Annotated in this window: 25 protein-coding genes; 15 read left to right on the forward strand and 10 right to left on the reverse strand. The window is 68.3% G+C overall.

Going from position 1 to position 24,771, the window contains the following annotated elements; translation table 11 throughout:
- The first annotated feature begins 128 nt into the window (after window positions 1-128).
- Window positions 129-410 carry a hypothetical protein gene (locus ACZ6SF_RS09975; RefSeq protein ID WP_466061679.1) on the forward strand — a complete coding sequence of 94 codons (282 nt, stop codon included), beginning with the start codon at window positions 129-131 and terminating at the stop codon, window positions 408-410.
- A gap of 45 nt (window positions 411-455) precedes the next feature.
- Here the strand turns inward: ACZ6SF_RS09975 and ACZ6SF_RS09980 are convergent, their stop codons facing one another.
- On the reverse strand, window positions 456-1,040 hold the full coding sequence (locus ACZ6SF_RS09980) for a TetR/AcrR family transcriptional regulator (RefSeq protein ID WP_466061680.1): 585 nt from the start codon (window positions 1,038-1,040) through the stop codon (window positions 456-458).
- A 149-nt stretch (window positions 1,041-1,189) separates the two neighbouring features.
- Here ACZ6SF_RS09980 and ACZ6SF_RS09985 point away from each other — a divergent pair, with 149 nt between their 5' ends.
- Window positions 1,190-1,549, forward strand: a complete 360-nt coding sequence (locus ACZ6SF_RS09985) for a nitroreductase/quinone reductase family protein (protein WP_466062241.1) — start codon at window positions 1,190-1,192, stop codon at window positions 1,547-1,549.
- Between the two features lie 564 nt (window positions 1,550-2,113).
- On the opposite strand, the gene ACZ6SF_RS09990 is transcribed toward ACZ6SF_RS09985, so the two are convergent.
- The gene (locus ACZ6SF_RS09990; RefSeq protein ID WP_466061681.1) at window positions 2,114-2,416 is read right to left on the reverse strand and encodes a hypothetical protein; all 303 of its coding nucleotides are present in this window, start codon (window positions 2,414-2,416) and stop codon (window positions 2,114-2,116) included.
- Between the two features lie 135 nt (window positions 2,417-2,551).
- Between ACZ6SF_RS09990 and ACZ6SF_RS09995 the strand changes: the two genes are divergently transcribed.
- Window positions 2,552-3,739 (forward strand): helix-turn-helix domain-containing protein, encoded by a 1,188-nt coding sequence (locus ACZ6SF_RS09995; protein WP_466061682.1) that lies wholly within the window; start codon window positions 2,552-2,554, stop codon window positions 3,737-3,739.
- A 237-nt stretch (window positions 3,740-3,976) separates the two neighbouring features.
- On the opposite strand, the gene ACZ6SF_RS10000 is transcribed toward ACZ6SF_RS09995, so the two are convergent.
- Window positions 3,977-4,621: a TetR/AcrR family transcriptional regulator gene (locus ACZ6SF_RS10000; RefSeq protein WP_466061683.1), complete on the reverse strand. Its 645-nt coding sequence runs from the start codon at window positions 4,619-4,621 to the stop codon at window positions 3,977-3,979.
- Between the two features lie 86 nt (window positions 4,622-4,707).
- Between ACZ6SF_RS10000 and ACZ6SF_RS10005 the strand changes: the two genes are divergently transcribed.
- A complete protein-coding gene (locus ACZ6SF_RS10005) occupies window positions 4,708-5,844 on the forward strand; it encodes an epoxide hydrolase family protein (protein ID WP_466061684.1) in 1,137 nt (378 codons plus the stop codon).
- 14 nt (window positions 5,845-5,858) lie between these two features.
- Here ACZ6SF_RS10005 and ACZ6SF_RS10010 read toward each other — a convergent pair whose 3' ends face one another.
- The gene (locus ACZ6SF_RS10010; RefSeq protein WP_466061685.1) at window positions 5,859-6,686 is read right to left on the reverse strand and encodes an alpha/beta fold hydrolase; all 828 of its coding nucleotides are present in this window, start codon (window positions 6,684-6,686) and stop codon (window positions 5,859-5,861) included.
- 249 nt (window positions 6,687-6,935) lie between these two features.
- On the opposite strand from ACZ6SF_RS10010, the gene ACZ6SF_RS10015 reads away from it, so the two are divergent.
- A complete protein-coding gene (locus tag ACZ6SF_RS10015) occupies window positions 6,936-7,730 on the forward strand; it encodes an LLM class F420-dependent oxidoreductase (RefSeq protein ID WP_466061686.1) in 795 nt (264 codons plus the stop codon).
- Window positions 7,731-7,820: 90 nt separating this feature from the next.
- Here ACZ6SF_RS10015 and ACZ6SF_RS10020 read toward each other — a convergent pair whose 3' ends face one another.
- Window positions 7,821-8,456, reverse strand: a complete 636-nt coding sequence (locus ACZ6SF_RS10020; protein WP_466061687.1) for a hypothetical protein — start codon at window positions 8,454-8,456, stop codon at window positions 7,821-7,823.
- Between the two features lie 346 nt (window positions 8,457-8,802).
- On the reverse strand, window positions 8,803-9,450 hold the full coding sequence (locus ACZ6SF_RS10025) for a DUF8020 domain-containing protein (protein WP_466061688.1): 648 nt from the start codon (window positions 9,448-9,450) through the stop codon (window positions 8,803-8,805).
- A gap of 484 nt (window positions 9,451-9,934) precedes the next feature.
- Between ACZ6SF_RS10025 and ACZ6SF_RS10030 the strand changes: the two genes are divergently transcribed.
- Window positions 9,935-10,231 carry a hypothetical protein gene (locus ACZ6SF_RS10030; RefSeq protein ID WP_466061689.1) on the forward strand — a complete coding sequence of 99 codons (297 nt, stop codon included), beginning with the start codon at window positions 9,935-9,937 and terminating at the stop codon, window positions 10,229-10,231.
- Window positions 10,232-10,285: 54 nt separating this feature from the next.
- Here the strand turns inward: ACZ6SF_RS10030 and ACZ6SF_RS10035 are convergent, their stop codons facing one another.
- Entirely contained in the window at window positions 10,286-10,987 is a 702-nt protein-coding gene (locus ACZ6SF_RS10035) for an SDR family oxidoreductase (RefSeq protein ID WP_466061690.1), read from the reverse strand.
- 194 nt (window positions 10,988-11,181) lie between these two features.
- Between ACZ6SF_RS10035 and ggh the strand changes: the two genes are divergently transcribed.
- The gene (gene ggh / locus ACZ6SF_RS10040) at window positions 11,182-12,522 is read left to right on the forward strand and encodes a glucosylglycerate hydrolase (RefSeq protein WP_466061691.1); all 1,341 of its coding nucleotides are present in this window, start codon (window positions 11,182-11,184) and stop codon (window positions 12,520-12,522) included.
- A 7-nt stretch (window positions 12,523-12,529) separates the two neighbouring features.
- Here ggh and ACZ6SF_RS10045 read toward each other — a convergent pair whose 3' ends face one another.
- Window positions 12,530-12,940 carry an SdpI family protein gene (locus ACZ6SF_RS10045; RefSeq protein ID WP_466061692.1) on the reverse strand — a complete coding sequence of 137 codons (411 nt, stop codon included), beginning with the start codon at window positions 12,938-12,940 and terminating at the stop codon, window positions 12,530-12,532.
- 338 nt (window positions 12,941-13,278) lie between these two features.
- Here ACZ6SF_RS10045 and leuS point away from each other — a divergent pair, with 338 nt between their 5' ends.
- Window positions 13,279-16,173, forward strand: a complete 2,895-nt coding sequence (gene leuS, locus ACZ6SF_RS10050; RefSeq protein WP_466061693.1) for a leucine--tRNA ligase — start codon at window positions 13,279-13,281, stop codon at window positions 16,171-16,173.
- A gap of 131 nt (window positions 16,174-16,304) precedes the next feature.
- Window positions 16,305-18,344, forward strand: a complete 2,040-nt coding sequence (locus ACZ6SF_RS10055; protein ID WP_466061694.1) for a PhoX family protein — start codon at window positions 16,305-16,307, stop codon at window positions 18,342-18,344.
- Window positions 18,345-18,417: 73 nt separating this feature from the next.
- Here ACZ6SF_RS10055 and ACZ6SF_RS10060 read toward each other — a convergent pair whose 3' ends face one another.
- Window positions 18,418-19,116 carry a glycoside hydrolase family 25 protein gene (locus tag ACZ6SF_RS10060; RefSeq protein ID WP_466061695.1) on the reverse strand — a complete coding sequence of 233 codons (699 nt, stop codon included), beginning with the start codon at window positions 19,114-19,116 and terminating at the stop codon, window positions 18,418-18,420.
- A 365-nt stretch (window positions 19,117-19,481) separates the two neighbouring features.
- On the opposite strand from ACZ6SF_RS10060, the gene ACZ6SF_RS10065 reads away from it, so the two are divergent.
- The 6 genes from ACZ6SF_RS10065 (at window position 19,482) to ACZ6SF_RS10090 (ending at window position 24,047) form a co-directional block, all read left to right on the forward strand.
- Window positions 19,482-20,366 carry a TIGR04222 domain-containing membrane protein gene (locus ACZ6SF_RS10065; protein WP_466062242.1) on the forward strand — a complete coding sequence of 295 codons (885 nt, stop codon included), beginning with the start codon at window positions 19,482-19,484 and terminating at the stop codon, window positions 20,364-20,366.
- 4 nt (window positions 20,367-20,370) lie between these two features.
- Window positions 20,371-21,234 (forward strand): MbnB/TglH/ChrH family RiPP precursor modification enzyme, encoded by an 864-nt coding sequence (locus ACZ6SF_RS10070; RefSeq protein WP_466061696.1) that lies wholly within the window; start codon window positions 20,371-20,373, stop codon window positions 21,232-21,234.
- On the forward strand, window positions 21,231-21,587 hold the full coding sequence (locus tag ACZ6SF_RS10075; protein WP_466061698.1) for an SCO6045 C-terminal-like domain-containing protein: 357 nt from the start codon (window positions 21,231-21,233) through the stop codon (window positions 21,585-21,587). Before ACZ6SF_RS10070 ends, ACZ6SF_RS10075 begins: the two co-directional genes overlap by 4 nt.
- A gap of 79 nt (window positions 21,588-21,666) precedes the next feature.
- Window positions 21,667-22,179: an EXLDI protein gene (locus ACZ6SF_RS10080; protein ID WP_466061699.1), complete on the forward strand. Its 513-nt coding sequence runs from the start codon at window positions 21,667-21,669 to the stop codon at window positions 22,177-22,179.
- Between the two features lie 108 nt (window positions 22,180-22,287).
- A complete protein-coding gene (locus ACZ6SF_RS10085; RefSeq protein ID WP_466061700.1) occupies window positions 22,288-23,250 on the forward strand; it encodes an ABC transporter ATP-binding protein in 963 nt (320 codons plus the stop codon).
- Complete coding sequence (locus ACZ6SF_RS10090; protein WP_466061701.1) at window positions 23,247-24,047, forward strand: ABC transporter permease; 801 nt, start codon at window positions 23,247-23,249, stop codon at window positions 24,045-24,047. The genes ACZ6SF_RS10085 and ACZ6SF_RS10090 overlap by 4 nt, the downstream gene beginning before the upstream one ends.
- Window positions 24,048-24,107: 60 nt before the next feature.
- Here ACZ6SF_RS10090 and ACZ6SF_RS10095 read toward each other — a convergent pair whose 3' ends face one another.
- A complete protein-coding gene (locus ACZ6SF_RS10095; protein ID WP_466061702.1) occupies window positions 24,108-24,767 on the reverse strand; it encodes a YqgE/AlgH family protein in 660 nt (219 codons plus the stop codon).
- Window positions 24,768-24,771: the final 4 nt, after the last annotated feature.

A 24,771-nucleotide genomic window follows, 5' to 3' on the forward strand; every position in this document is an offset into this window, starting at 1 on the left:
GGCAGGTGACGTCGGCGGACGGTGACGAGTTGGTGTTGCGCCGCACCGATCCGCACTCGGCACGGTTGGGCGGCGCGACCGTCGTCCTCGGTGTATCCCGTCCGCGCAGCGCTACCGACAGTCGGTCCGTGATCAGCGCGATCCAGGGCGACTGGCAGCAGTGGCGATCCGAGGCCGTTCAGGTGTGCGGATGGGGTGGCAACCGAGCCGGCGGAATCCTGCCCGCGTCCGGCGCCGACGGGTCCGACCGGTATCACGAGTTCCTCGACTTCGATTACCCGGCGGGCACAATGTCGTACCCGATCCGAATGTCGGTGGACGCCGCGGCCGCCGGCCGCGACATCTACCGAGCCGATATCGACACCTTCGTCGACGGACTGCAGATCGTGCCCACCCCTCCGGCCGGGTGAGGCATCGTGTGCCGCGTCGATGAGCGGAAGCCGCTCCGCGGAGGCCTAGGACGACCGCCCGGGATACAGCGAGTCGAGCAGGCGTAGCGCGATTTCCGGGTCCAGTGGGGTCCGCGTTACGGCGAGGCGGTACCACAGCACGCCGTAGATCTGGTCGATGAGCAGTTCGAGGTCGGCGTCGGCGCGAAGTTCTCCCCGGGTCTGTGCCCGGACCAGGACCTGATGCATGACCGCACGGCGGTCGCGGGCGAAATCGGCGAGAAGCGCTGTGGTGGCGGGTTCGGTTTGCGCTTCGGCGAGTACCGCGCGCAGCAGGTCGGTCATCGGCGGGGTCGCCGCGTTGGCGAAGGTGGCGGTGAGCAGGATGGTGAGGTCGTCGCGCAGGTTGCCGGTATCGGGGTCCGGTGCGCGGTCGCGGGCCGATTCCATCATCGCTTCCAGCAGCACCGCGCCTTTCGACGGCCACCACCGGTAGATCGTCTGCTTGCTGACGCCGGCCGCCGAGGCGATATCGGCGACGGTGACCGCGGCGCCGCCGGAATCGGCCAGCAGGGCTGCCGCGGTGTCGAGGATGGCGTGCCGGGCGGCTTCGTTGCGGCGGCGGCCGGTGTGGGGTCGGGGCGACGTCATTGTTCGAGCCTAGCGTTGACGGAACCGCCGGTACCGGCAAGAATTGTCGAGACTGACGGTACCTATAAATGAGGTGAGGGCCCGTGGCCGCTACTACCGCGAAAAGGCGCAGGGTGAACTGGTATCACCGGCATATCGCCAATCCGCTGATGAGGCGCATGGTGGGGCATCTGCCCGGTCAGGCGCTCCTCGAGACCACCGGCCGCCGCAGTGGGCTGCCACGCCGGACCCCGATCGGCGGCCGCCTGGCCGGCGGATCGTTCTGGCTGGTCAGCAACCACGGCCTGGGGTCGGCCTATATCCGCAATATCGAAGCCGACCCGCGGGTCCGGCTGCAGATCCGCTCGCGCTGGTACACCGGCATCGCTCATCTGCTCCCCGAGGACGACGCGCTCGCGCGCCTCCGGACTCTGCCCAGGGTGAACAGCTGGAATGTCCGAATGCTCGGAACCGACCTACTCACCGTGCGTATCGATCTCGATCGACGCGACGAACTGCCTCGGCACTGAGTCGGGCAAACGGTCCGGGCGACTCGGTCGGGCCGCGCTCATCCGAAGGCGCAGGCGCCGGTGCGCGGCGAGCGGTGGCCGTTCGGGGACCGGGACGCATCGGCCCGGTCCCCGAGGCCGCCTCCGGGCTCAGATACCGGTCTCCGGAATTTTCCCGCCGGGGCAGAACTGGCCGGGGCCGGCGTTCGTCGATCCGGTGGTGATGCAGTTCAGCAGGAATTTCCAGCCGTCGTACTCAACGGGGGGCTGACTCGATGGTGCCGGCTGATTCTCGACCGGAGCTTCCGCCCAACCGGCCGGCGCGGCGAGACCGAGGGCCGCCGTGATTCCGATTCCCGCAATGGCGAGTCGCAGTGACGTACGCATTACCTACCTTTCGAATTCTCTTGGTGCGACCGCTGATTCCAGCGATCATTGCAAAATGCACGGTACGTGTCATCCCATCATCGGGTGAATCGAGCCGGGAAGTCGTAGTGCCGGCGCCTGTGGCTCGGGCCGGCCAGAAGATGGCCCAGATCAGGACACCGAGCGGAATACCGCCCGCCAGGACAATTCCGAAAGTGATCATCGCGGCGGCCCGGCCGAATGCCATCTGGTGAAAGACAGCCGGGGCAGTACTGTTTCGACATCGGCGATATCCATGACCCTGTTCAATTCCACCGGCCCGAGATGATCGGGTGACGGCAGGATGACGGCATCGACTCCGGCATTCCGGGCCTGTTCGAATACCGGTAGAACGGATTCTTCATCGGGCCACACCACGCGATAGCCGAGACGCTTTGCGAGGCGGAGCACCTGCGCCCGGTCGTCCCATCCAGGCGAGGCGCAGGTGTCGTGATCGATCCATCCGAGCGCCGTCGGTTTCATCCCATCTCCTCTCGTCATCCCTCGGAAGGCATCCGCTGGCCGGTATGCGGAGCCGGCCGGACGTCGAAGCCGAAAATCACGCTATGGCTGCGATTTCGGCGTCGGAATGCCTACGGTGGTCGCAGGTGACGAACGGTGTTTGCGCTGCGTCAACACCGCGCGAAAGGGGGACGAATGTGCGGCAGGGTGATCAGCGGCGCGGAACTGCGTGCCGCCAGGGAAGCTGCCGGTATCGGGCTGCGGGAGTTCGCCCGGCGGACCCATTGGAGCGCCGCCTATCTTTCTCAGGTGGAGCGCGGGCAGCGCCCGGTCAATGACGATCTCCGGTCCGCGTACGTCGATGCATTGGGCGCCGATCCCGATACATGGACGCCTCCGGCCGATCCGCTGCGTGTCGCGCACGAGTGGCTGCTCGCCGATCCGCCATCGGTGGTCCAGATGTCGTCCGGACGCCGAGTCGGCTCTGGTCTGGCCGATGAGATGGAACGGCGAGTCGTTGAGCTGCGCCGCCTGGACGACGCGGTGGGCGGCGCAACGCTGCACTCGGTGGTGCGCTGCGATCTGGACGCCGCGCGAATGGTGGTGCGTGAAGGGTCCCACTCCTCGCAGGTACGACGTCGCTTGTTGCGGGTGGTCGCCGAACTGTCGCAATTGGGTGGCTGGGTGTACGCCGATGCCGGGCACAACCGCCGAGCGCAGGGTGCCTATCTGGAAGGAGTGGGCGCCGCCTCCGAAGCCGGTGACCGGCCGCTGGCCGGACAACTTCTTTCCAGCGCGGCCTACTTGCTCACGAATACCGGAAATGCCCGGGATGCCGTTCTCTTGGCACGCACCGCATCACGTGGAGCTTCGGATGACGCGCCGGCCGTCGTGCGCGCGCTTCTCGGCGAACGGATCGCTTGGGCCGCGGCGAGATCGGGAGAGTCCGATGTTGCGCGGCGTGCTCTGGATGCAGTGGACGAGGACTATGACCGCCGGCGTCCCGGTGACGAGGAGCCGGACTGGACATATTGGTTGGATCGGGACGAGATCGATGTGATGCGGGCACGGTGCGCGGTCGAGTTGGGAGATGTGGCCACGGCCGGTGCGCTATTGAGTCCGGTGGTCGACCGCTTCCCTGCCGCGCGCCGGCGAGAAGCGGCGCTGTATCGGTCATGGCTGGCCGAAGCCTGTGCGCGCAATGGGGATTTCGATGCGGCTCGGACGGAGCTGGCGAAGGTGCCGAACGATACCGGATCCGATCGTGTCGCTCGGCGGATACGTGATGTGGCCGCACTGATGGCCCGACCGGGGCCGACCGCAACTCACACCGGTCGATGCTGATCACGGAAGTGGTCCGGCTCGTGGGGTGTTCGGTGATCGCTCGGCTGATGCGACGTGCAGAAATGCGCCCTGACCTGCGCAGATGATACTATCATTGGTGATAGTATCATTGAAGATAGTATGCGGGGAGGGCGATTTCGTAGGGGCGCGCACGTCGGGTCTACTCCGCGTCTGGCGCGGAGAAGAAGCCGTCTTGTCGGGCAGGGGCTCTCGGATCGGGGTGCTTCGAATCGCGGATCATTGCCGCCGCCAGCGCCAGGCGAACTCGTCGGAGGCCGGGGGTGGGCCGGGGAGGTCGCCGTCGGCGGACAGTCCGGCCACCAGGAGCGCGAGGATTCGCCGGCGCAGCTGCGTGGTTCGTTCCGGATCCGGCAGGGTGATCGCCGCGCACGATTCGAGGACGAGGCCGATGTCGTGGACGTTGACGTCGGGGCGTAGGCGGCCGCCGGCGTGTGCGCGCCGCACCAGTTCCGCGGTGACCTCGCTCGAATGGGCGACGTCGGGGCGGATCGACTCGTCGGGGGTGAAGGTGCCGGCCAGATGCACGGTCAGCGAGTGCACATCGGTGTCGACGACACGCCGCAGGAAGCCGATCAGGCCCTCCCAGCCGTCCGTTGCCTCCAGCGCCGCGTCGGCTTCCGCGTTGTAGCGCCGTAATCCCTCGTGGCAGAGGGTGCGCAACAGCGCCTCCTTGCTCGGGTAGCGACGGTACAGCGCGCTGATTCCCACTCCGGCGCGTTCCGCGACGGCGGCGATCGGCGCGGTGGCGTCGGCGAGGAACACCGCGCGGGCGGCCTCCAGGATGATCCCGTCGTTCTGGGCGGCCTGCGCCTTCCGGCCGGGCAGGCCCTTGGGTTCCGGGCGATCGGATGACTTCGGCATGGTTCGAGACTATCAGTTGAAACGGAATGATCCGTTCTGTTAAGCTTCAATCAGAACGAACCATTCCGTTCCAAAAGGAGTTCATCATGAGCGACATCCGCCCCTTCCGCATCGACGTCCCCCAGACCCGGCTGGACGATCTGGCCGACCGGCTGCGTCGGGCGATCTGGCCGAACGAGCTGAGCGGTGTGGCCGACTCCTACGGCGTTCCGAACGACCGGGTGCGCGGGCTGGCCGAATACTGGCTGGAGCGGTTCGACTGGCGGGCGCTGGAGGCGAGGCTGAACGCCTATCCGCAGTTCGTCACCGAAATCGACGGCGAGGACATCCACTTCCTGCATATCGAGTCCTCGCGGGCGGACGCCCTCCCGGTGATCCTCACCCACGGCTGGCCCGGTTCGATCCTGGAATATCTCGACGTGATCGCACCGCTCACCGAACCGGAGTCGGCGGACGATCCCGCCTTCCACGTCGTCATTCCCTCGCTGCCGGGGTTCGGCTTCTCCGGACCGACCCGCAGCACCGGATGGGGTCGCGATCGCACCGCCGCGGCGTGGGTGGAGCTGATGGGCCGGCTGGGTTACGCGCGCTACGGCGCCATCGGCAACGACGGCGGTTCGATGATCTCGCCCGAGATCGGCCGGATCGATTCCGACCATGTGGTGGGAGTCCATGTGACCCAGCTGTTCTCGTTCCCGTCGGGAGATCCGTCGGAGTTCGAGGGCCTCTCCGAGGCGGATCAGGCGGCGCTGGGGCATCTGCAGTGGTTCCACGAGAACAAGATGGCGTTCAACACCCTGCACAGTCAGCAGCCGCAGACCCTCGCCTTCGCGCTCAGCGATTCCCCGATCGGGCTGCTCGGCTGGAACGCGCAGTTGTTCGGCGAGAATCTGGACGAGGACTTCGTGATCGGCAATGTGGCGTTGTACTGGCTCACCGGCACCGCCGGTTCATCCATCCGGTTCTACTACGAAGACGCCCACGCCGAGCAGCGGCAGACCGGCCCGACCACCACGCCGACCGCGCTGGCGATGTTCAAGGGCGATTTCCAGTCCATCCGCCGGTTCGCCGAGCGCGATCACGGCAATATCGTCAGCTGGAACTCCTACGACGTCGGCTCGGGCCCGGCCGGCGCCAACGACGCGGCGGGCCACTATGCGGCGCACGAGGCGCCGGAGGTGCTGGTCGCGGATATCCGGAACTTCTTCGCGAAGCTCGGCTGAACGCGCGACCGCGCTCAGCGGTCGAGGAACTCCAGCAGGTCGGCGTTGAAGCGGTCCTTGTCACCCGGGACCAGGGCGATACCGTGGGAGCCACCCTCGTAGACCTTCAGGGTGGCGTCGGCGATCTGCTGGGCGGATTTGCGGCCGGTGGCGTCGATGGGAACCACCTGATCGTCGTCGCCGTGCACCACCAGGGTGGGGATATCGAATTTCTTCAGGTCCTCGGTGAAATCGGTGTAGGCGAAGGCGTCGACGCATTTCACGCCGGCCTCGATGCTCTCCTGCATGGCCATGAACCAGAACGCGTCGCGGTTTCCCTGGGTGGCCTTGGTACCCGATCGGTTCGCGCTGAAGAATCCTTCGGAAGTGTCCTTCCAGAATTGCGAACGTTCGGTGAGGATGCCGGATTTGATATCGTCGAATACTTTCTCCGGCACGCCTTCCGGATTGTTCTCGTTCCTGATCATCAGCGGCGGGATGGCCGACAGCAGGACCGCCGATTGCACCCGCCCGGTGCCGTGGCGGCCGATGTAGCGGGCGAGTTCACCGCCGCCCATACTGTGCGCGACCAGGGTCACGTCGCGGAGGTCGAGGGCGGTGATCAGGTCGTTCAGGTCGTCGGCGAAGGTATCGAAGTCGTAACCCTCCCAGGGCTGGTCCGAGCGCCCGTGGCCGCGGCGGTCGTGCGCGATGCCCCGGTACCCGTGGTCGGCGACGAATTTCATCTGGTCTTCCCAGGCGTCGGCGTCGAGCGGCCAGCCGTGAATGAATACGACCGGGCGGCCGGAGCCCCAATCCTTGTAGAAGATGTTCACGTTGTCGCGAGTCGGGCACATGGGCATCAGCGGGAGCCTCCTTCTGTGCGTGTTCGCCGACCTGCGGCAGGTCGTGAGAACGAGACGCGCCGCCCGAAATGCTACCGACGGATATGCCCCGGAAAAGGGGTGTATTCATCTGTTACGGAATCCATGCACGAACGGAATTCCGGATCCGATCCCGCGGCCCGGCGGCACCGTTCACGTCCGGCCGTCCGGCGGTCGCGCCGGTAGCCTCGGATCCGGGAGACAACCCGACGACGAGGAGTCAAGCAGATGAGCCGACCGGTTCGGATCGGAATCCAACTCCAGCCCCAGCACGCCCCCGATTACGGACTCATCCGCGACGCGGTGTTGCGGGCCGAGGACGCGGGCGTGGACATCGTGTTCAACTGGGATCACTTCTATCCGCTGTACGGGGACCCCGACGGTGCGCACTTCGAATGCTGGACCATGCTCGGCGCCTTCGCCGAGCAGACCGAACGGGTGGAGATCGGCGCGCTGGTCACCGGCGGCGGCTATCGCAATCCGGACCTGCTGGCCGATATGGCCCGCACCGTGGACCAGATCAGCGGCGGCCGGCTGATCCTGGGCATCGGCTCGGGCTGGTTCGAACGCGACTACGACGAGTACGGCTACGACTTCGGCACCGCCGGCGGCCGGCTGGATCTGCTGAAGGAGTACCTGCCCCGGATCACCGGCCGGCTGGCGAAGCTGAACCCGCAGCCGGTGCGCGATATCCCGATCCTCATCGGCGGCGGCGGTGAGAAGAAGACGCTGCGGCTGGTGGCCGAATACGCCGATATCTGGCACAGCTTCGGTGAACTGGATGTGTTCACCCACAAGAGTCAGGTGCTCGAGGAGCACTGCGCCCGGGTGGGCACCGATGCCAAGAAGATCGAACGGTCGGTGGCCTGGCCCGGCGCCGACGCGGCCCCGGCCTACCTGTCCGCCGGGTCGACGTTGTTCACCGTGGGTATCAACGGCCCGGATTACGACCTGACCCAGGTCCGGGAGGCGCTAGCCTGGCGTGACAAGACCAACCCGGAACCGGTCAGCGGTATCGCCTGAGTGTTTCGCACCCCGGCGGGCCCGGGCGGCTCGCCGCGTTCCGCCGCACCGCGCGTGATACCTGCGCGGTGCGGCGGAACCCCCACTCGCTCAGCCGGCTCCACCGGCCGGAAGATGCCAGCCGCGCCGGAACACCGGGGCCTGCCCGGCCGTCGCGGCACGACACCAGGTGACCAGTTCCCGTGCGACACCCGGGCCGTCGAGCGCGGAGGTGTCGATCACGTTCATGGCCCACCGGTCCGCGATGTCCTCGCGACCCGCCCAGCGCTGCCAGCGCATCTGTGGCCAGGCGCCGGTGGTGACGGCCTCGGGCACATGGGTGGGATCGACGGCGTGGCGCCGCAACCATTCGGCGAATGCCAGGTGCAAGTGGAGCAGTTCCGGTGGATCCTGCCGGGCCCGCAGCCGCGCGGTCTGCGCGGTCTCGTTCGCGTCGAGCAGGCAGACGGCGATATCGATCAGATCCGCGGACGGCGCCGCCAGCGCCTCACCGGCGGGTACCGGGTCCCCGGCGAACAGCAGATGCCGCCCCTCCGGCGCCAATTCGGCGGCCCGCCGGACGGCCACCTCGACCTGCCGGTGCCGCCACTCGATGGTCGGGACGGCGGGAATCGGACCCAGGGTGAACAGCTCCGCCGTCTCGAAGCCGGCGCCCAGCAGCGGGGCGGCGGCGAGACGGGCGGTGGTTTTCCCGACGCCCGAGGCGCCGGAGACGAGCAACAGCATGGAATACCTTCTTCACGTTTCGCGGACGACGGATCACCTCCGGCGCGTCACGCGCCGGAGGGCGGGTCACCGACCCGGACCGCTGTTCGCGGCCGGGTCGCTATCCGAGACGGAAGAAGAACTGCTGCATCACGCGGGTGACAGTAGATGCCGCGTGCGGCCGGGTCCACCGAATTGGTGGTCCGCGGTCTGCGGTCGGTCCGCGGGTATCGGCCGACCGGCTCCGGAACCGGCTGTGCCGGGATTCATCCCGAACGGCGGCGTCCGCGGACACGACAATGAGGGCGGGCACGGAGCCCGCCCTCATCGGTTCCCGGTGGCCGGTCGAGCGTTCCGGCCCGAGGGTCTAGCGAGTGGCCTGCGCCTTCGGGGCCCACTGGGTGGTACCCGGGGCCGCGGCGAGGGTGTTCACCAGATCGACGGCGGCGATGACCAGTGCGGGTCCGCCGACGACGATCGTGCCGATGATGCCGCCGAGAGTGGCACCGCTGATGATTCCGGCCGGAATCCCGACGCCGGTCGGCAGCGTGACGGCCAGCCCGATAAGGGCTCCGAGCGCCGTGCCCACGAATCCGCCGATGGCGGTGGCGAGCCCGAACTGGGAGGCGAAGTTGTTCTGGGCGGAGAGGTTCTCCTGCGGGGAAGCGATCGGCTGTGCCGTCGTCGGACGGGCGTGCTCGACATCCTTGACGGCCGTGAGTGCCAGCACCCGGCCCTCATCGCGAACCGCGTGCGGGAGGGGGTATTCGGTGGTGCCCTCGCGCACGAACAACGGCAGGGTGACCACGGTGGCGCCGGATTTGTCCACGATGTCCACGGTTTCGTCCCGGAGCGCGAACGTGCCGTTGGTGAGCGTGGTTACCACGTCTTTGCCGACGAGTTCGGTGCGGTAACCGATATCGGGCGTGGCGGGCTCTGCGTGAACGACTCCCGCGCCCACCGCGGCGGTGGCCAGCAGGGGTGCCAGGACGGCGGCGATCTTGCGGATCTTCATGATGTTCTCGTGTCCGATCTACGTGGCTGGGTTGCCAGGTTGGGTTCCAGTCAGAACAAGCGCGCAGTGTGGTTCGCCGGGCCAAAGGAGGCTGTCCCGGTGGGACGAACAACATGACGTTACGTGGCTGGAACATGAAACGACACCGAATTTGGAAAAAATATTCCGAATCCGGTTTAAAGGTCGGATGATTCGGGCATTCTGTCAGGTTGCGTACTGATAGGTATGTCGATCCGCCATCGGGCAAACTCTGTGCCACATCGGTCGGCGCGGAGAGGTCTCGCTACTGCCCGGTGGTAACGCTCGGTGGGCCGGAAGTACTCCCGCAATCCACCGAGAGAAGCGGATGCCCCGGGTACTCGATCCAACTACCCGGTACCCGGGCCGCGTGGTGAATAAACAGCTAACTGCAATCATGCGCACTTGGTGATGTAATAGAGGGGCGTAGTTCCACCTGACCGGTACGAGGAAAGAAGGAACACCGATGACGACGGCACACGCTCAGCACACCGATCACGGCCATGTGCACGGCCCGGACTGCGGCCACGTCGCGGTACCGCACGGCGATCATGTCGACTACGTCCACGACGGCCATCTGCATCGCGCGCACGGTGATCATTTCGACGAATGCGAGACCCAGGGCCATCACGAGCACGGCGCCCACGAGCATGTGCACGGGGAGGGTTGCGGTCACGTAGCCGTACCGCACGGCGATCACGTCGACTACATCCACGACGGCCACCGCCACGCCGCCCACAACGGCCACTACGACGAGCACTGACGCATCCCGGCCCGGCCCGGCGGCATCTCGCCGGGCCGGGCGTCCGGCTGTCGCTCAGCGGGGGCGCAGCACGATTTCGGTGGGGTGCCCGTCCGCGGGCGTATCCACCGCCGTGCGCACCGCGCGAGCGACCGTTTCCGGCCGCAGGAACTGCTCCGGGTCGTAGCGCCGCTTCTCCCCGGCCACGATCGTGCGCTGCATATCGGTGTCGATACGGCCCGGATGGATCGAGGTGACCCGGATCGAGGGCTCCTCGAGGCGTAGCGCGTCACCGAAGGCGCGCAGGCCGAACTTGCTCGCCGCGTACGAGGCCCATCCGGCGTGCGCGCGCATACCGGCCCCCGAATTGATCAGCACCACATGCCCGTTCGCGGCGCGCAGCGCGGGCAACAGCAGGCGGGTCAGCTCCGCGACGGCGATCAGATTGGCCTCGAGCGTTTCGCGCCACTGCCGGACCGAGGATTCGGCGATCGTGCCCAGATCGGCGATACCGGCGTTGTGCACCAGCACGTCGAGCCGGTCGAGGGGGGCGGTCGCCTCGGCCACCGCGGCATAGTCGGTGAGATCCACCGGCCAGGCGGTGGCGCCGGGGAGTTCCCGCAGTATCGGTTCCAGGCCGGTGGCGGTGCGGCCGCCCAGCAGCAGCGAGTGATCGGGTGCGAGTTCGCGGGCGATGGCCGCGCCCAGACCGCGGGCGCCGCCGGTCACCAGCGCCACGGGTCGCTCGGCGGTCCCCGTATCGTGCGGCACGGTCATATCGCCTCCTGGTCGTGTTCCGCGGTCCTCGGTAGTGCGTATCACATTCGCACCGGTGACGGCCGTCGCCGGGGAGAGGTGTGTAGCGCGTGCGCAATATCGCGCACACCGAAGCGAAACCGTGACTCGGTAGATATTGCGATCACTGGCACCGAACCGGGCGAGAGTCCGGTCCCAACCCGCAAGATATAGAGATGGCACACCCAGGTTTCACTCCCACGCAGCTCGCAGCGCGAGCGGCCTATCTGCTGCGCGGCAACGATTTGGGAACCATGACCAGCGCCGCGCCGCGGTTGTATCCGCATATGTGGAGCTGGGACGCGGCCTTCGTCGCGGTCGGGCTGGCCCCGCTGAGCGTGGAACGCGCGGTGATCGAACTCGACACCCTGCTCTCGGCGCAATGGAAGAACGGGATGATCCCGCATATCGTCTTCGCCAACGGCGTGGACGGCTATTTCCCCGGCCCGGCCCGCTGGGAATGCCGGCTGCTGGCGGCCGCCGCGCCGGACGGGCCCGATACCTCCGGCATCACCCAGCCGCCGGTCCACGCCATCGCGGTCCAGCGCATCCTCGACCATTCCCGCCGGCACGGTCGCAGCACGCGCGCGGTGGCCGAGGAATTCCTCAACCGCCGCTGGTCGGATCTGGTGCGCTGGCATCGCTGGCTGGCCCACGCCCGCGACCCCCTGGGCAACGGCCGGATCACCCTGTACCACGGCTGGGAATCCGGAATGGACAATTCGCCGCGCTGGGATCGCGCCTACGAGAACGTGGTGCCCGGCGCGGACCTGCCCGCCTACCGGCGCGAGGACGTCCTCGTCATCGACGACCCCTCGCAGCGCCCCACCGACCGCGAATACGACCGGTACCTGTGGCTGGTCGAGCAGATGCGGCGCGCCCGCTACGACGACGCCGAACTCAGCGCGGTGATGGGGTTCGCGGTGGAGGACGTTTTCGTCACCGCGATCTTCGCGATGGCCTGCGAGGTCCTCGGGCAGATCGGTGAGGAGTATCACCAGCCCAAGGCCGATACCCGGGAGCTGTTCGGCTGGGCCGAGCGGTTCCGCGCGGGAGTGATCGCCACGACCGACGCCCGTACCGGCGCGGCCCGCGACTACGACACCCGGGCCCAGCGCTGGATCAACACCGAAACACTGGCCATGTTTGCGCCGCTCATCAGCGGCGGCCTGCCCCGGGCCATAGAACGCAACCTGCTGCGCCTGTTCGAAGGCCCGCGTTTCTGTGGTCACCCCGACCTGCGCTACGCGCTGCCGCCCTCCACCTCGCCGGTGTCGAAGGATTTCCGGTCCCGCGAGTACTGGCGCGGGCCGGTATGGCCGGTGATGAGCTGGCTGTTCTCCTGGGTATTCGCCCACCGGGGCTGGGCCGAGCGCTCCTTCATGCTGCGCGCCGAAGCGCTGCGCCAGGCCAGCGACGGCAGCTTCGCGGAATACTACGAACCGTTCACCGGGGAACCGCTGGGCAGTATGCAGCAGTCGTGGACGGCGGCGTCGGTACTGGACTGGCTGGGCTGAGGGGCGCTCAGCCGGCGGCCGGGGCGCAGGTGTTCTTCAGCGAGCACCCGCCGCACGACCCGCCGCAGCCCGCGGGCTCCGGAGCCGGCGCGACGGCCTCCGCGGCCCGGGCGCCCGCGTTGGCGCCGGCGCCCAGCGTGAACAGGGAGATGACCAGCACGCCCACCGCGACGACCACCGCGGTGAAACCGCCCGCGGCCATGACCACGAGCCCGCCCGCGGCCAGTAGCGCGGCGGAGACGATCGAGGTGGGAGCGGCCACCCGGTTGGCGGTCCGGAACGCGGTCTCGTCGCGAAGCGCCGCCTCGGTGTGCACCCCGATGTAGCGGTTACCGGGCAGCTTGCCGAACAGCCCCAGCACCCCGGTCGTCAGGGCGACGAGGGCCAGGACGAACAGCAGAATCGCGACGACAAACACCAGGTCAGAATAGTCCCTACCGCCCCGCCCCCCGCACGCGGGTAACCCCTCCCACCCCACCGAGCCACCCGGGACACCCCCCCGCACCAACCCGTCCGCCGGCGCCGAGTGGGAAAGGGTTCGGCCCGCGTCTGCTGTCGGCCCTCGAAGCGAGGCGGCGCAGCCGCGAGTCTCGAGGGCCGACAGCAGACGCTCAGGAGGGCCGAACCTCGAGCAGCGGAGCTGCTCCAATGTCACAGCTCCGACCAGCACTACCCACCTTTTGGGCTTGTAAGGGGGTACGACTTACGCTGTTCGCGACGGATTTCTCCCCATCAGCAGCTAGAGAAGGCAGGACCGTGCAGGACTCCCGCGCAACCGAGACCGCCGGGCAGAGCTCGGTAGATACCGGCGCAGCCCCGGGCCGTGCCGACGATACGCCCGCCTATCGCTACACGGCCGCGCTCGCTGGGGAGATCGAGGGCCGCTGGCAGCAGCGGTGGAACGAGCGCGGGACCTTCCACGCGCCGAATCCGGTGGGTCCGCTGGCGGGCGAGGTCCCGGCGGACAAGCTGTTCGTGCAGGACATGTTCCCGTACCCGTCGGGCGCGGGGCTGCACGTGGGCCATCCGCTGGGCTATATCGCCACCGATGTGTTCGCCCGGTATCACCGGATGCACGGCCGCAATGTGCTGCACGCGCTGGGATACGACGCGTTCGGCCTGCCCGCCGAGCAGTACGCGGTGCAGACGGGCGCGCATCCGCGCGACACCACCGAAGCCAATATCGCGACCATGCAGCGGCAGCTGGACCGGCTGGGTCTGGGGCACGACCGGCGGCGTTCGTTCGCGACCACCGATCCCGAGTACTACAAGTGGACGCAATGGATCTTCCTGCGCATCTACAACGCCTGGTACGACCAGGAGGCCGACCGGGCCCGGCCGATCGCGGAACTGGAACGGCAGTTCGCGTCGGGGGCGCGGGCGGTGCCCGGCGGTAAGGACTGGGCGGATCTGACGGCGGCCGAGCGAGGCGCGCTGATCGATTCCTATCGCCTGGTGTATCAGACCGATTCGGTGGTGAACTGGTGCCCGGGTCTGGGCACGGTGCTGTCCAACGAGGAGGTCACCGCCGACGGCCGCAGTGAGCGCGGCAACTTCCCGGTGTTCCGGAAACGTCTGTGGCAGTGGATGATGCGGATCACCGCCTACTCCGACCGCCTGATCGACGATCTGGACCACGTGGACTGGCCGGAGAACGTGAAGGCCATGCAGCGCAACTGGATCGGGCGTTCCCGGGGCGCGCGGGTCGAGTTCGCGACCCCGGCCGGGGATGTGGAGGTGTTCACCACCCGCCCCGACACCCTGTTCGGCGCCACCTACATGGTGCTGGCGCCCGAGCACGAGAAGGTCGCCGAGCTGACCGCGGCCGCGTGGCCCGACGGTGTGGACGCCCGCTGGACCGGCGGTGCGGCCGATCCGGTCGCGGCGGTCGCCGCCTACCGCTCGGCCGTCGCGGCCAAATCGGATCTGGAGCGGCAGGAGAACAAGGAGAAGACGGGCGTCTTCCTGGGGGCCTACGCCACCAACCCGGTGAACGGCGCGCAGATCCCGATCTTCATCGCCGACTATGTGCTGAGCGGTTACGGCACCGGCGCGATCATGGCCGTGCCCGGCCAGGACCAGCGGGACTGGGATTTCGCGACCGCGTTCGGGTTGCCCGTCATCCGGACCGTGCGCCCGCCCGCCGATTTCGACGGCGAGGCCTATTCCGGCGACGGCCCGGCCGTGAACTCCGGCTACCTGGACGGCCTGGAGATCGCCGACGCCAAAGCCGCGGTGATCGCGCGGCTGGAGGCCGACGGCCGCGGCGCGGGCACGGTGCAGTACAAACTGCGCGATTGGCTGTTCGCCCGGCAGCGGTACTGGGGCGAACCCTTCCCGATCGTGTACGACGAGGCGGGCGCCCCGCACGCGCTGCCCGAGTCGATGCTGCCGGTGCGGCTGCCCGAACTGGACGATTTCGCGCCCGTCACCTTCGATCCCGACGATGCCGATTCCGAGCCCTCCCCACCGCTGGCCAAGGCCGCCGACTGGGTCGAGGTGGAACTGGATCTGGGCGACGGCCCGCGCAGATACCGCCGCGATACCAATGTCATGCCCAACTGGGCGGGCAGCTCCTGGTATCAGCTGCGCTACGCCGACCCCACCAACTCCGAGGAGTTCTGCGCGAAGCAGAACGAGAACTACTGGCTGGGCCCGCGCCCGGCCGAGCACGGCGCGGACGATCCGGGCGGCGTGGACCTGTACGTCGGCGGCGTCGAGCACGCGGTGCTGCATCTGCTGTACGCGCGGTTCTGGCAGAAGGTGCTGTTCGACCTGGGTGAGGTGAGCAGCAGCGAACCGTATCGCCGGTTGTTCAACCAGGGCTATATCCAGGCCTTCGCCTATACCGACGCGCGCGGGGCCTATGTCCCGGCCGCGGAGGTCGTCGAACGGGACGGGAAGTTCTTCTGGACCGACGCCTCGGGCACCGAGACCGAGGTGAACCAGGAGTACGGCAAGGTCGGCAAATCGCTGAAGAACGCCATCGCCCCCGATGAGATCTGCGATCTGTACGGGGCCGACACCTTCCGGTTCTACGAGATGTCGATGGGCCCGCTGGATACCTCGCGGCCGTGGGCGACCAAGGACGTCATCGGCGCGCACCGCTTCCTGCAGCGGGTGTGGCGGCTGGTGGTGGACGAGGAGACCGGCACGTCCCGGGTCACCGAGGAGAACCCCTCCGACGAGACCCTGCGGCTGCTGCACCGGACCATCGCCGGCGTGGACGAGGATCTGGCGGCGATGCGCGACAACACCGCCGGGGCCAAACTGATCGAGCTGACCAACCACCTGACCAAGGCCTACCCCCAGGGTGCGCCGCGTTCGGCGGTGGAACCGGTGGTCCTGATGCTGGCCCCGCTGGCCCCGCATATGACCGAGGAACTGTGGGAGCGGCTGGGTCACGGTCGTTCGCTGGCCCACGGACCCTTCCCGGTGGCCGACCCCGCGCTGCTGACCGCGGAGACGGTGGAATACCCGATCCAGGTCAACGGCAAGGTCCGCAGCCGGATCCAGGTGGATCCGGAGGCCGACCAGGCGGCCATCGAGACCGCGGCCCTGGCCGACGAGAAGATCGCCGCCCTGCTGGACGGAAAATCCCCCCGGAAGTTGATCGTGGTCCCGGGGAGACTGGTCAATATCGTCGCGTGAGTTGTGGGCGTCGGCGCGGCGGCCTGGGGTTTCCCGGGCCGCCGTGTTGGCCCGTCGTTAATCCCACCGTCTCCTGAGACTCTCCTGGGTCCGCTAGCGTGCGGGCGTTCAGCCCGGAACAGGAGTTCACAGTGAAACCTCTCCCGCTTTTCGTCGCCCATGAGCCCGCCGGTTCGCGGTCCCGCGTGACCTGCCGGTACAAATGCGGAAACGCCTGCTTCCACGAGGTCCCCAACACCTCGTCCAACGAGTACTTCGGCGATATCGTCGCCGCGATCTCCCGGCGCCGGGTGCTGCAGGGCGGGGCGGCCGCGGTGGTCGCCGTCGGTGCCATGGGCGCATTGGCGGGCTGCGGCGATACCGAGGTCGAGACGGCCGCCGGCGCCGGGAGCACGGGCACCGGGTTCACCCCGGTGGCGCCGAACACCGAGGACGCCGTGGTCATCCCGGAGGGGTACGAACAGGGCGTGGTGATCCGCTGGGGCGATCCGCTGTTCGAGGATGCCCCGGAGTTCGACTTCTTCGGCCAGACCGCCGCCGCGCAGGCGCGCCAGTTCGGCTACAACAACGATTTCGCGGGATTGCTCCCGATCGACGGGGAGCCCGGTAAATACCTGCTGGTGGTGAACCACGAGTACACCACCGAGCAGTTCATGTTCCCGGGGTACGACGCGGAGAAGATCACCCGGGAACAGGCCGATATCGCGATGGCCGCGCACGGGCTGTCGGTGGTCGAGGTGCGGGGTGAGCCCGGTAAGGGGCAGCTGAAACCCGCCTTCGGCCGGTACAACCGGCGGATCACCGCCACCACGGAGTTCGTGCTCACCGGTCCGGCCGCGGGCAGCCCGCTGCTGAAGACCACCGCCGACCCCACCGGCACCAAGGTGCTCGGCACGGTCAACAACTGTTCCGGCGGGGTCACCCCCTGGGGCACGGTGCTCTCGGGTGAGGAGAACTTCAACGCCTACTTCGCCGGTAAGGCCGCCGATCCGGTGACAGCGGCCCGGTTCGAGCGTTACGGGATCGGTGAATCCGACGCCCCGCACTACTGGGAGAAGTTCGACCGGCGTTTCGATGTGGCCGCCGAACCCAACGAACCCAACCGGTTCGGCTGGGTGGTCGAGGTGGACCCGTGGGATCCGAAATCGACGCCGATCAAGCACACCGCCCTGGGCCGGTTCAAACACGAGGCGGCCAATATCCATGTGACCGCCGACGGCACCGTGGTCGCCTACAGCGGTGACGACGAGCGCTTCGACTACATGTACAAGTTCGTCTCCACCCGCAGGATCGAACCCGGCACCGGCGCCGCGAGCCGCCGCCACAATCTCACCATCCTCGACGCCGGCACCCTCTACGTCGCCAAGCTGACCGGCGATCACCCGGATCGTATCGACGGCTCCGGCGACGTTCCGTCGGACCAGGGATTCACCGGCAAAGGTCAGTGGGTGCCGATCCTGCGCACCGCCGAGGACGGCCGCGGCGAATCGCTGGTGGACGGTATGACCGCCGAGGAGGTCGCGGTGTTCACCCGCCTCGCCGGCGACAAGGTGGGCGCCACCAAGATGGACCGGCCCGAGGATTTCGAGGCGAACCCGAAAACCGGCAAGGTGTACGTCGCGCTGACCAACAACAGCAAACGCGGCACCGACGGGGAGGCCGCCGCCGACGAGGCCAATCCGCGCGACGAGAACAAGAACGGACAGGTCCTCGAGATCACCGACGATCACGCCGGTACCGAGTTCACCTGGTCGCTGCTGCTGGTCTGCGGTGACCCCGCCGCCGCGGACACCTATTTCGCCGGATACGACAAAACGAAGGTCAGCCCGATCTCCTGCCCGGACAATCTGGCCTTCGATCCGTACGGCAATCTGTGGATCAGCACCGACGGCAACGCGCTGGACGCCAACGACGGGCTGTTCGCGGTGGTACTCGACGGTGAGCGGCGCGGCGAGACCAAACAGTTCCTGTCGGTGCCGGCGGGCGGGGAGACCTGCGGTCCGGTGATCACCGAGGAGCGGGTCCTGGTATGCGTCCAGCATCCGGGCGAGACCGATGACGCGTCGGTGGAGAACCCCGCGTCGCACTGGCCCGACGGCGGCGATTCGCAGCCGCGGCCGGCGGTGGTGGCGGTCTGGAAGGCCGGGGGCGGCCGGATCGGCGTGGAGTAACGAGGAGTACGGGAGGCGTGGCGAAAGGCCGCCGAGCCGTGGGGCTCGGCGGCCTTGTCCGGACACCGGGCGGTTATCCGCTGCCGGTGAGCCCGCCCATCCGGGCGAAGCGGGCGAAATCGCCCTGGGCGCCGCTGTATACGTTCACATCGGTGGGGCCGTGGATGCCCGGGATGGAACCGGAATCGGTCTGCTGCCAGAAGGTCCAGGCCGGCCAGTTACCGGGGACCTCGGGCTGGGGGCGGTCCCGGTAGTCGGCGATCCACAGCGGATAGCGGTGGAACTGGTCGCTGTTCGCCATCGCCGATTTCCAGAAGTTGGGATAGGTGTAGATGATCGGCACCCGGCCCGTGAGCTGCTGCACGGTGTTGAGATAGCGGTGCGTCCAGTCGATCAGCGCACCCGGCGGCAGACCCCCGGAATGTTCGATATCGAGCACCGGCGGCAGATCCAGCGGTCCGTTCTGCCCGAGCACGATCGCCGCGTACAGGGCGGCCTGGGGTTCGGGCGGCAGATCGGGGTGGGCGTAGTGATAGGTGCCGCGGGCCATCCCCGCGACCCGCATATGCAGGCTGTCCTGTACGAAGAACGGGTTGATGTAGTCGAGGCCCTCGGTCGCCTTCACCATGGCGAAACGGTGGCCGGAGGCACGCACCGCGAACCAGTCGATGGGCCGTCCGCCGCCGTGCTGCCACGACGAGACATCGGGTCCGGTGGGTTCGGCCGCCGCGCCGCCGGGCAGGGCGACGGGGGCGGCGGCGACGAGCAGCATCGCGGCTCCGGCCAATAGCGCACGCCCCGGTCCCGAACGGGCGGGACCAGCGCAAACCCGTGTCCACAGGGGTGCCGAGCCGCGCCGCCGACGGCGCCCAATCGCGTTCGATCTCCAACCGGCAGGGTTCATGGACACCGACCCTAGGCATCCACCCGGCGCGCGCCCGGTAGGAAAACGCCGTGAATCGCCGGGAATTCACCCGGCGGACAGTACGGCTTCACGGGCCGGCCGGTATCCGGAACACCCGAACGGCCACGTGTGGTTTACGGTCCCGCCATCGAATCGTCGTGGCGTGGTCGGGATTCGGTCCGGATACTGGGTTCAGCGGTATCGGTGATCCGGAGGTGGTCGATGTGCGCGTGATGGAGTGGTCGGCCGCCCAGCCGATAGCGGTCGCCGCCGGGCCGACCTGGGGAATCGACGGACCCGGCTTCCTGCTGCTCTATATTCCGCTGGCGGTGGTCGCGGTGGTCGCCGGATTCCGGTTGCGGGCCCGGGTGCTCGCACCCGTCGGGCCGCCGGCCGAACAACTCTCCCCGCACGAACTCGGGATGCTCACCGGCGACGACCGGGCGGTGATGGCGTCGGTCGCGCTGCTGCGGGGCCACGATCTCATCGACAGCGCCGGCCACCCGACCGGGAAGCCGGTACCGGGTGCGGCGCTCGATCCGTTCACCCTCGGGGTGGCGCAGCGGATGGACGAGTCGAAACAGAGTTTTTCCGGGGTGTGCCACCGGATGCGCGCCGAGCTGGCGGAACTGCGCACCTCGCTGCGCCGCCGCGGCTACCTCACCGATTCCGGCCACTCGGCACGGCTGCGGCGGGCGGGTATACCGATCATGGTCGTCGCCGCGCTCGGTGTGCTGCGGCTGATCGCCGGAGTCGCGCACGGTAACGCGGTGCTCTTGCTGGTGGTGGTGCTGATCGCACTGGCGATCGCCGGATGGCGGGTGATGGCGCCGGTCCGGGTGACACCGCTGGGCCGGGCCGCCCTCGACGACGCGACCGCCCGGCATCGCCACCTGCGCCCCTCGAACTCGCCCGCGTTCCAGACCTACGGCGGCGCCGCCGCTGGGCTGGCGGTCGCGCTGTTCGGTGCGCACGCGCTGATCCTGCTGGACCCGGCCCTGAACACGGCGATGGGCGATCCCCGGGTCGACGGCGGCGGGGGCGGCGACGCGGGCGGTGATTCCGGCGGCGGTGACGGTGGCGGCTGCGGTGGCGGCTGCGGCGGATGCGGCGGCTGATCCGGTGTCCGGTCCACTACCCGAGAACGGGCTCGGTATCGGCTGGCGGCCGCAGATCTGCGGGGTGATCGACCATTTGGACGGGCTCGCGTTCTGTGAGGTCATCGCCGAATCACTCATCCCGGCAGGCCGATCCGGCGCCGTCGCGGTACCCGAGGAACTCGAATCGCTGCGCGCCCGCGGCACCCTGGTGGTGCCGCACGGTGTCTCGCTCTCCCTCGGCGGCGCGGAACCGGTAACGGCGGCCCGGGTCGAGCGGCTGGCACGCTGCGCCGAGGCGGTCTCGGCGCCGCTGGTCAGCGAACATATCGCCTTCGTCCGGGCGGGCGGCCTGGAGGCCGGGCATCTGCTCCCGGTGCCCCGGACCCGGGAGGCCCTCGAGGTGCTCACCGCGAATATCGCGCGCACCGTGGCCGAACTGGATGTCCCCCTCGCCGTGGAGAACATCGCGGCGGTCTTCGACTGGCCCGACGACGAGATGACCGAGGCGCAGTTCCTCACCGAGATCGTCGACCGCACCGGCGTCTATCTGCTCCTGGATATCGCGAACGTCTACGCCAACGCGCGCAACCGGGGTCGCGATCCGCATGCGGAATTGGCCGCGCTGCCCACCGAACGGATCGCCTACTGCCATATCGCCGGTGGCGCGGAGTCCGGCGGGAGATATCACGACACCCATCTGCATCCGATTCCCGCGGAGGTGTTGAAGATGGTGGCCGGATTCGTGCGCGACCATCCGGTGCCGCTGATGCTCGAGCGGGACGGCAACTATCCGCCGGCCGAGGAACTGCTCGACGAACTGGACGCGCTCAGCAACGCCGCGGCGCGGGCCCCCATCACGGCCTCGGCCCGGGCGGCGCTGCGATGACCGGGCCCGACGTGCCGGATCTGGCGGCCCGGCAGGCGGCACTGGTCCGCGCGCTGGTGGCCGGGGAGGCCGTGCCGCCGGGTTTCGATGTCTGCGCGGTCCGCGCCGCGGCGCATGCCGTACTGCATAAACGTGCCCGGGAGGTCGCCGCCCGCTATCCCGGACTCGAACACGCCGCCGGCCCGGATTTCGCCGAACGGTACGTGGCGTGGGCGCGGACCCGGCCCAAGCGGGGAACCGCGGCCGACGCGCGGCGGTTCGCCCGCGATTCCGGTATCCGGTGGGGTGGCCGGGGTCCGGTATGGGCCGGGCTCACGAGGTCGTTCCGGCGCGGCAGCCCGCGGGGCTCCTGAATTACCAGTTGGGAAAGCATTACCGTGCGTCGGCCGGATCGCTCTTGTCTCTACGTATATGTCTACGTATAGTTGGCTCATGCCCAATAAGACCATCTACGTCGCCGATGATGATCTACCCCTGTTCCAGCGGGCGCAGGAGCTCGTGGGCGGCAACCTCTCCGGCGCCGTCGTCACCGCGCTGCGGCGGTTCATCGAACTGGAAGAGGGCAAGGTCGAGGGTTACGACGAAGTGGTTCTGCGGGTCGGGCACAACGGGGTCCGGCAGGTGCGGTTCCAGGGCTCGCTGCTCGGTGAATACCGGGACGAGGACGACGAGCGGATGGAGCATGTCCGCGTATTCCGGAGTCGTAAGGGCAAATTCGTTCTGCACGCCCAGTACTCCAAATGGTCCGAGTATCCCGAAAGTCAGAACTGGGTGCGCGATCTGAAGAACTGGCGTCGCATGCTCGGTCTCGAACAGGACTGGGGCGATTACCTTCTCACCATCACCGACACTCTCGAGGAGTTGAAAGGCAAGATCCCCGATCAGATGTACCGGCGGATCGCCGATATAGCCGAGATGGCCCCGGTGGAGGATCTCGACATCTGATCGGATCCCGCCGCCGGTAACCACCCGCACACACCGCGACCTGGGGAGCGGTGTCGATAAAACATGCCCACATACGCATCTGAACATGTATTTCAGGAGGAATCGACCATGAACAACGGACGCGGCCCCGCGATCCGGGCTTCCGGACTGCGGAAGTCCTACGGCGATACCGCGGTGCTCGACGGCGTCGATATCACCGTCCCCGAGGGCACTATTTACGCCCTGCTCGGACCCAACGGCGCCGGGAAGACCACCACGGTCCGGATCCTGAGCACCCTGACCGCCCCGGACGGCGGGGATATCCGCGTCGGCGGTCACGATCCGTGCGCCGAACCCGATGCCGTGCGCTCGGCGATCGGGGTCACCGGGCAATTCGCCGCCGTCGACGAACTGCTCACCGGCCGGGAGAACCTCCGGCTCATGGGAGATCTGCACCGGATCCCGCGCCGCCGCAACCGCGAACTCGCCGACGAACTGCTGGCCCGGTTCGATCTCACCGCGGCCGCCGACAAGACCGCGAGCAGCTACTCCGGCGGTATGACCCGCCGGCTCGATCTCGCCATGACCCTGGTCGGCGATCCGCGCATCATCTTCCTGGACGAACCCACCACCGGGCTCGATCCGCGCAGCCGCCGCACCATGTGGGAGATCATCGGCGGTCTGGTCCAGGACTACGGCGTCACCGTGTTCCTGACCACCCAGTACCTCGAGGAGGCCGACCGGCTGGCCGATCGCATCGCCGTCCTCGACCGGGGCCGGATCGTGGCCGAGGGGACCTCCGCCGAACTCAAACGACTCGTTCCCGGTGGCCATATCCGGGTGCGGTTCGCCGACGCGGCGGCGCTTGCCTCCGCCGCCGTGGTCTTCGGATCGGGCGCGCGGGCCATCGACGACGAACTGACCCTGGCCGTCCCCGGCGACGGGGCCCTCGGATCTCTGCGCGCGGTACTCGACCGGATCGACGCGCACACCCTGCCCGCCGAAGGCCTGTCCGTGCACACCCCGGACCTGGACGACGTCTTCCTCACCCTCACCGGAACCCCCACCGCAGAAAAGGAACACGCGCGATGACCACCCTCACCCACGCGCCGCGGCCGGCCACCCCGCTGGCGGATACCTGGACCATGCTGCGGCGCAATCTGGTGCTGGCGCGGCGCTACCCGAGTATGACCATCTCCGTCACGGTGATGCCGATCGTCTTGCTGGCCATGTTCAACTACATATTCGGCGGCGCCCTGGAATCCGGTCTCAGCGGTGACGGCAGTGTCGACTACATCGACTACCTGGTGCCGGGGATGCTGCTCATGCTGCCCGCGTATCTCACCGCGTCGGTGGCGGTATCGGTGTGCACCGATGTGACCAAAGGCATCGTCAACCGGTTCCGGACCATGGCGATCACCCAGTCCGCACTGCTCACCGGGCATGTGCTCGGGGTATTGGTGCAGGCGGTCCCGGCGCTGGCCGCGATGCTCGGGGTCGCGGCGCTGATGGGATTCCGCCCGTCGGCGACTCCGCTGGAATGGGCCGCCGCGATCGGCTTCCTGCTCCTGGTGGTGTTCGCCCTGACCTGGCTGTCGGTCGCGTTCGGCCTGGTCGCGCCGAACCCGGAGAGCGCGAGCAACCTGCCGTTCCCGATCATCATGCTGCCGTTTCTGGGTTCGGGGCTGGTCCCCACCGGCACCATGCCGACGGTGATGCGCTGGTTCGCCGAGTACCAGCCGTTCACCCCGTTCACCGAAACGCTGCGCGGCCTGCTCATGGGCACCGCCATCGGGAACAACGCGCTGATCTCGCTGGGCTGGTGCCTGGTGATCGGCCTGGGCGGGTTCTTCTGGTCGACCACGGTGTTCCGTCGCCAGGGTCGCTGAACCGCTCGCCGCCATACCGGTCTCGTCGCTCGAAGCGGCGGGACCGGTATGCCGCGCGACTCAGTTGCGTTCGACCTCGATCGGATGCGTGGCCAGCAGCGACAGTGGCAGCGGCTGACGTCGCAGTACCGCCGCCCACATATCGGTGCGGCGCCCGGCGATCGGATCGCTGGGCAGCGCCGAGACCACCATCCAGTCGTCGTTGGCGAGTTCGCTGTCGAGCTGGCCGAACGTCCAGCCCGCGTACCCGGCGAAGATACGGACCCCCTCGACCAGCGGGCCGATGCGATCCGGGTCGGCGTCGAGATCGACCAGCACCACCCGGCCGTCCACCCGCCGCAACCCCTGCACTCCGTCGATCGAGGACCCCACCCGGACGGTGCCCAGGCACAGGGCGGCATCCCGCTTGACCGGACCACCGACGAACAGGGTGCGCGGCTGGGCGGATAGTTCGCTCCACTGCGGTAGCACATCGGTGACGGCGGTATCGCTGGGCCGGTTCAGCACCACGCCCAACGTGCCGGCGTCGTTGTGCTCGATGATGTAGACGACGGTGCGGCGGAACGTGGGCTCGGCCAGTTCGGTCGAGGAAACCAGCAGCGTACCGGCCCGCACCACCTGTTCACCCTGCCGGTTTCCGCGACGACCAGGGTCGGGCTCCTGCCCGCCACCGCGGCCGCCCCGGGTCTTGCGATCATCGGGGTCATCTGCCTGCGCCACCAGG

The organism is Nocardia sp. NPDC049935 (assembly GCF_055586645.1).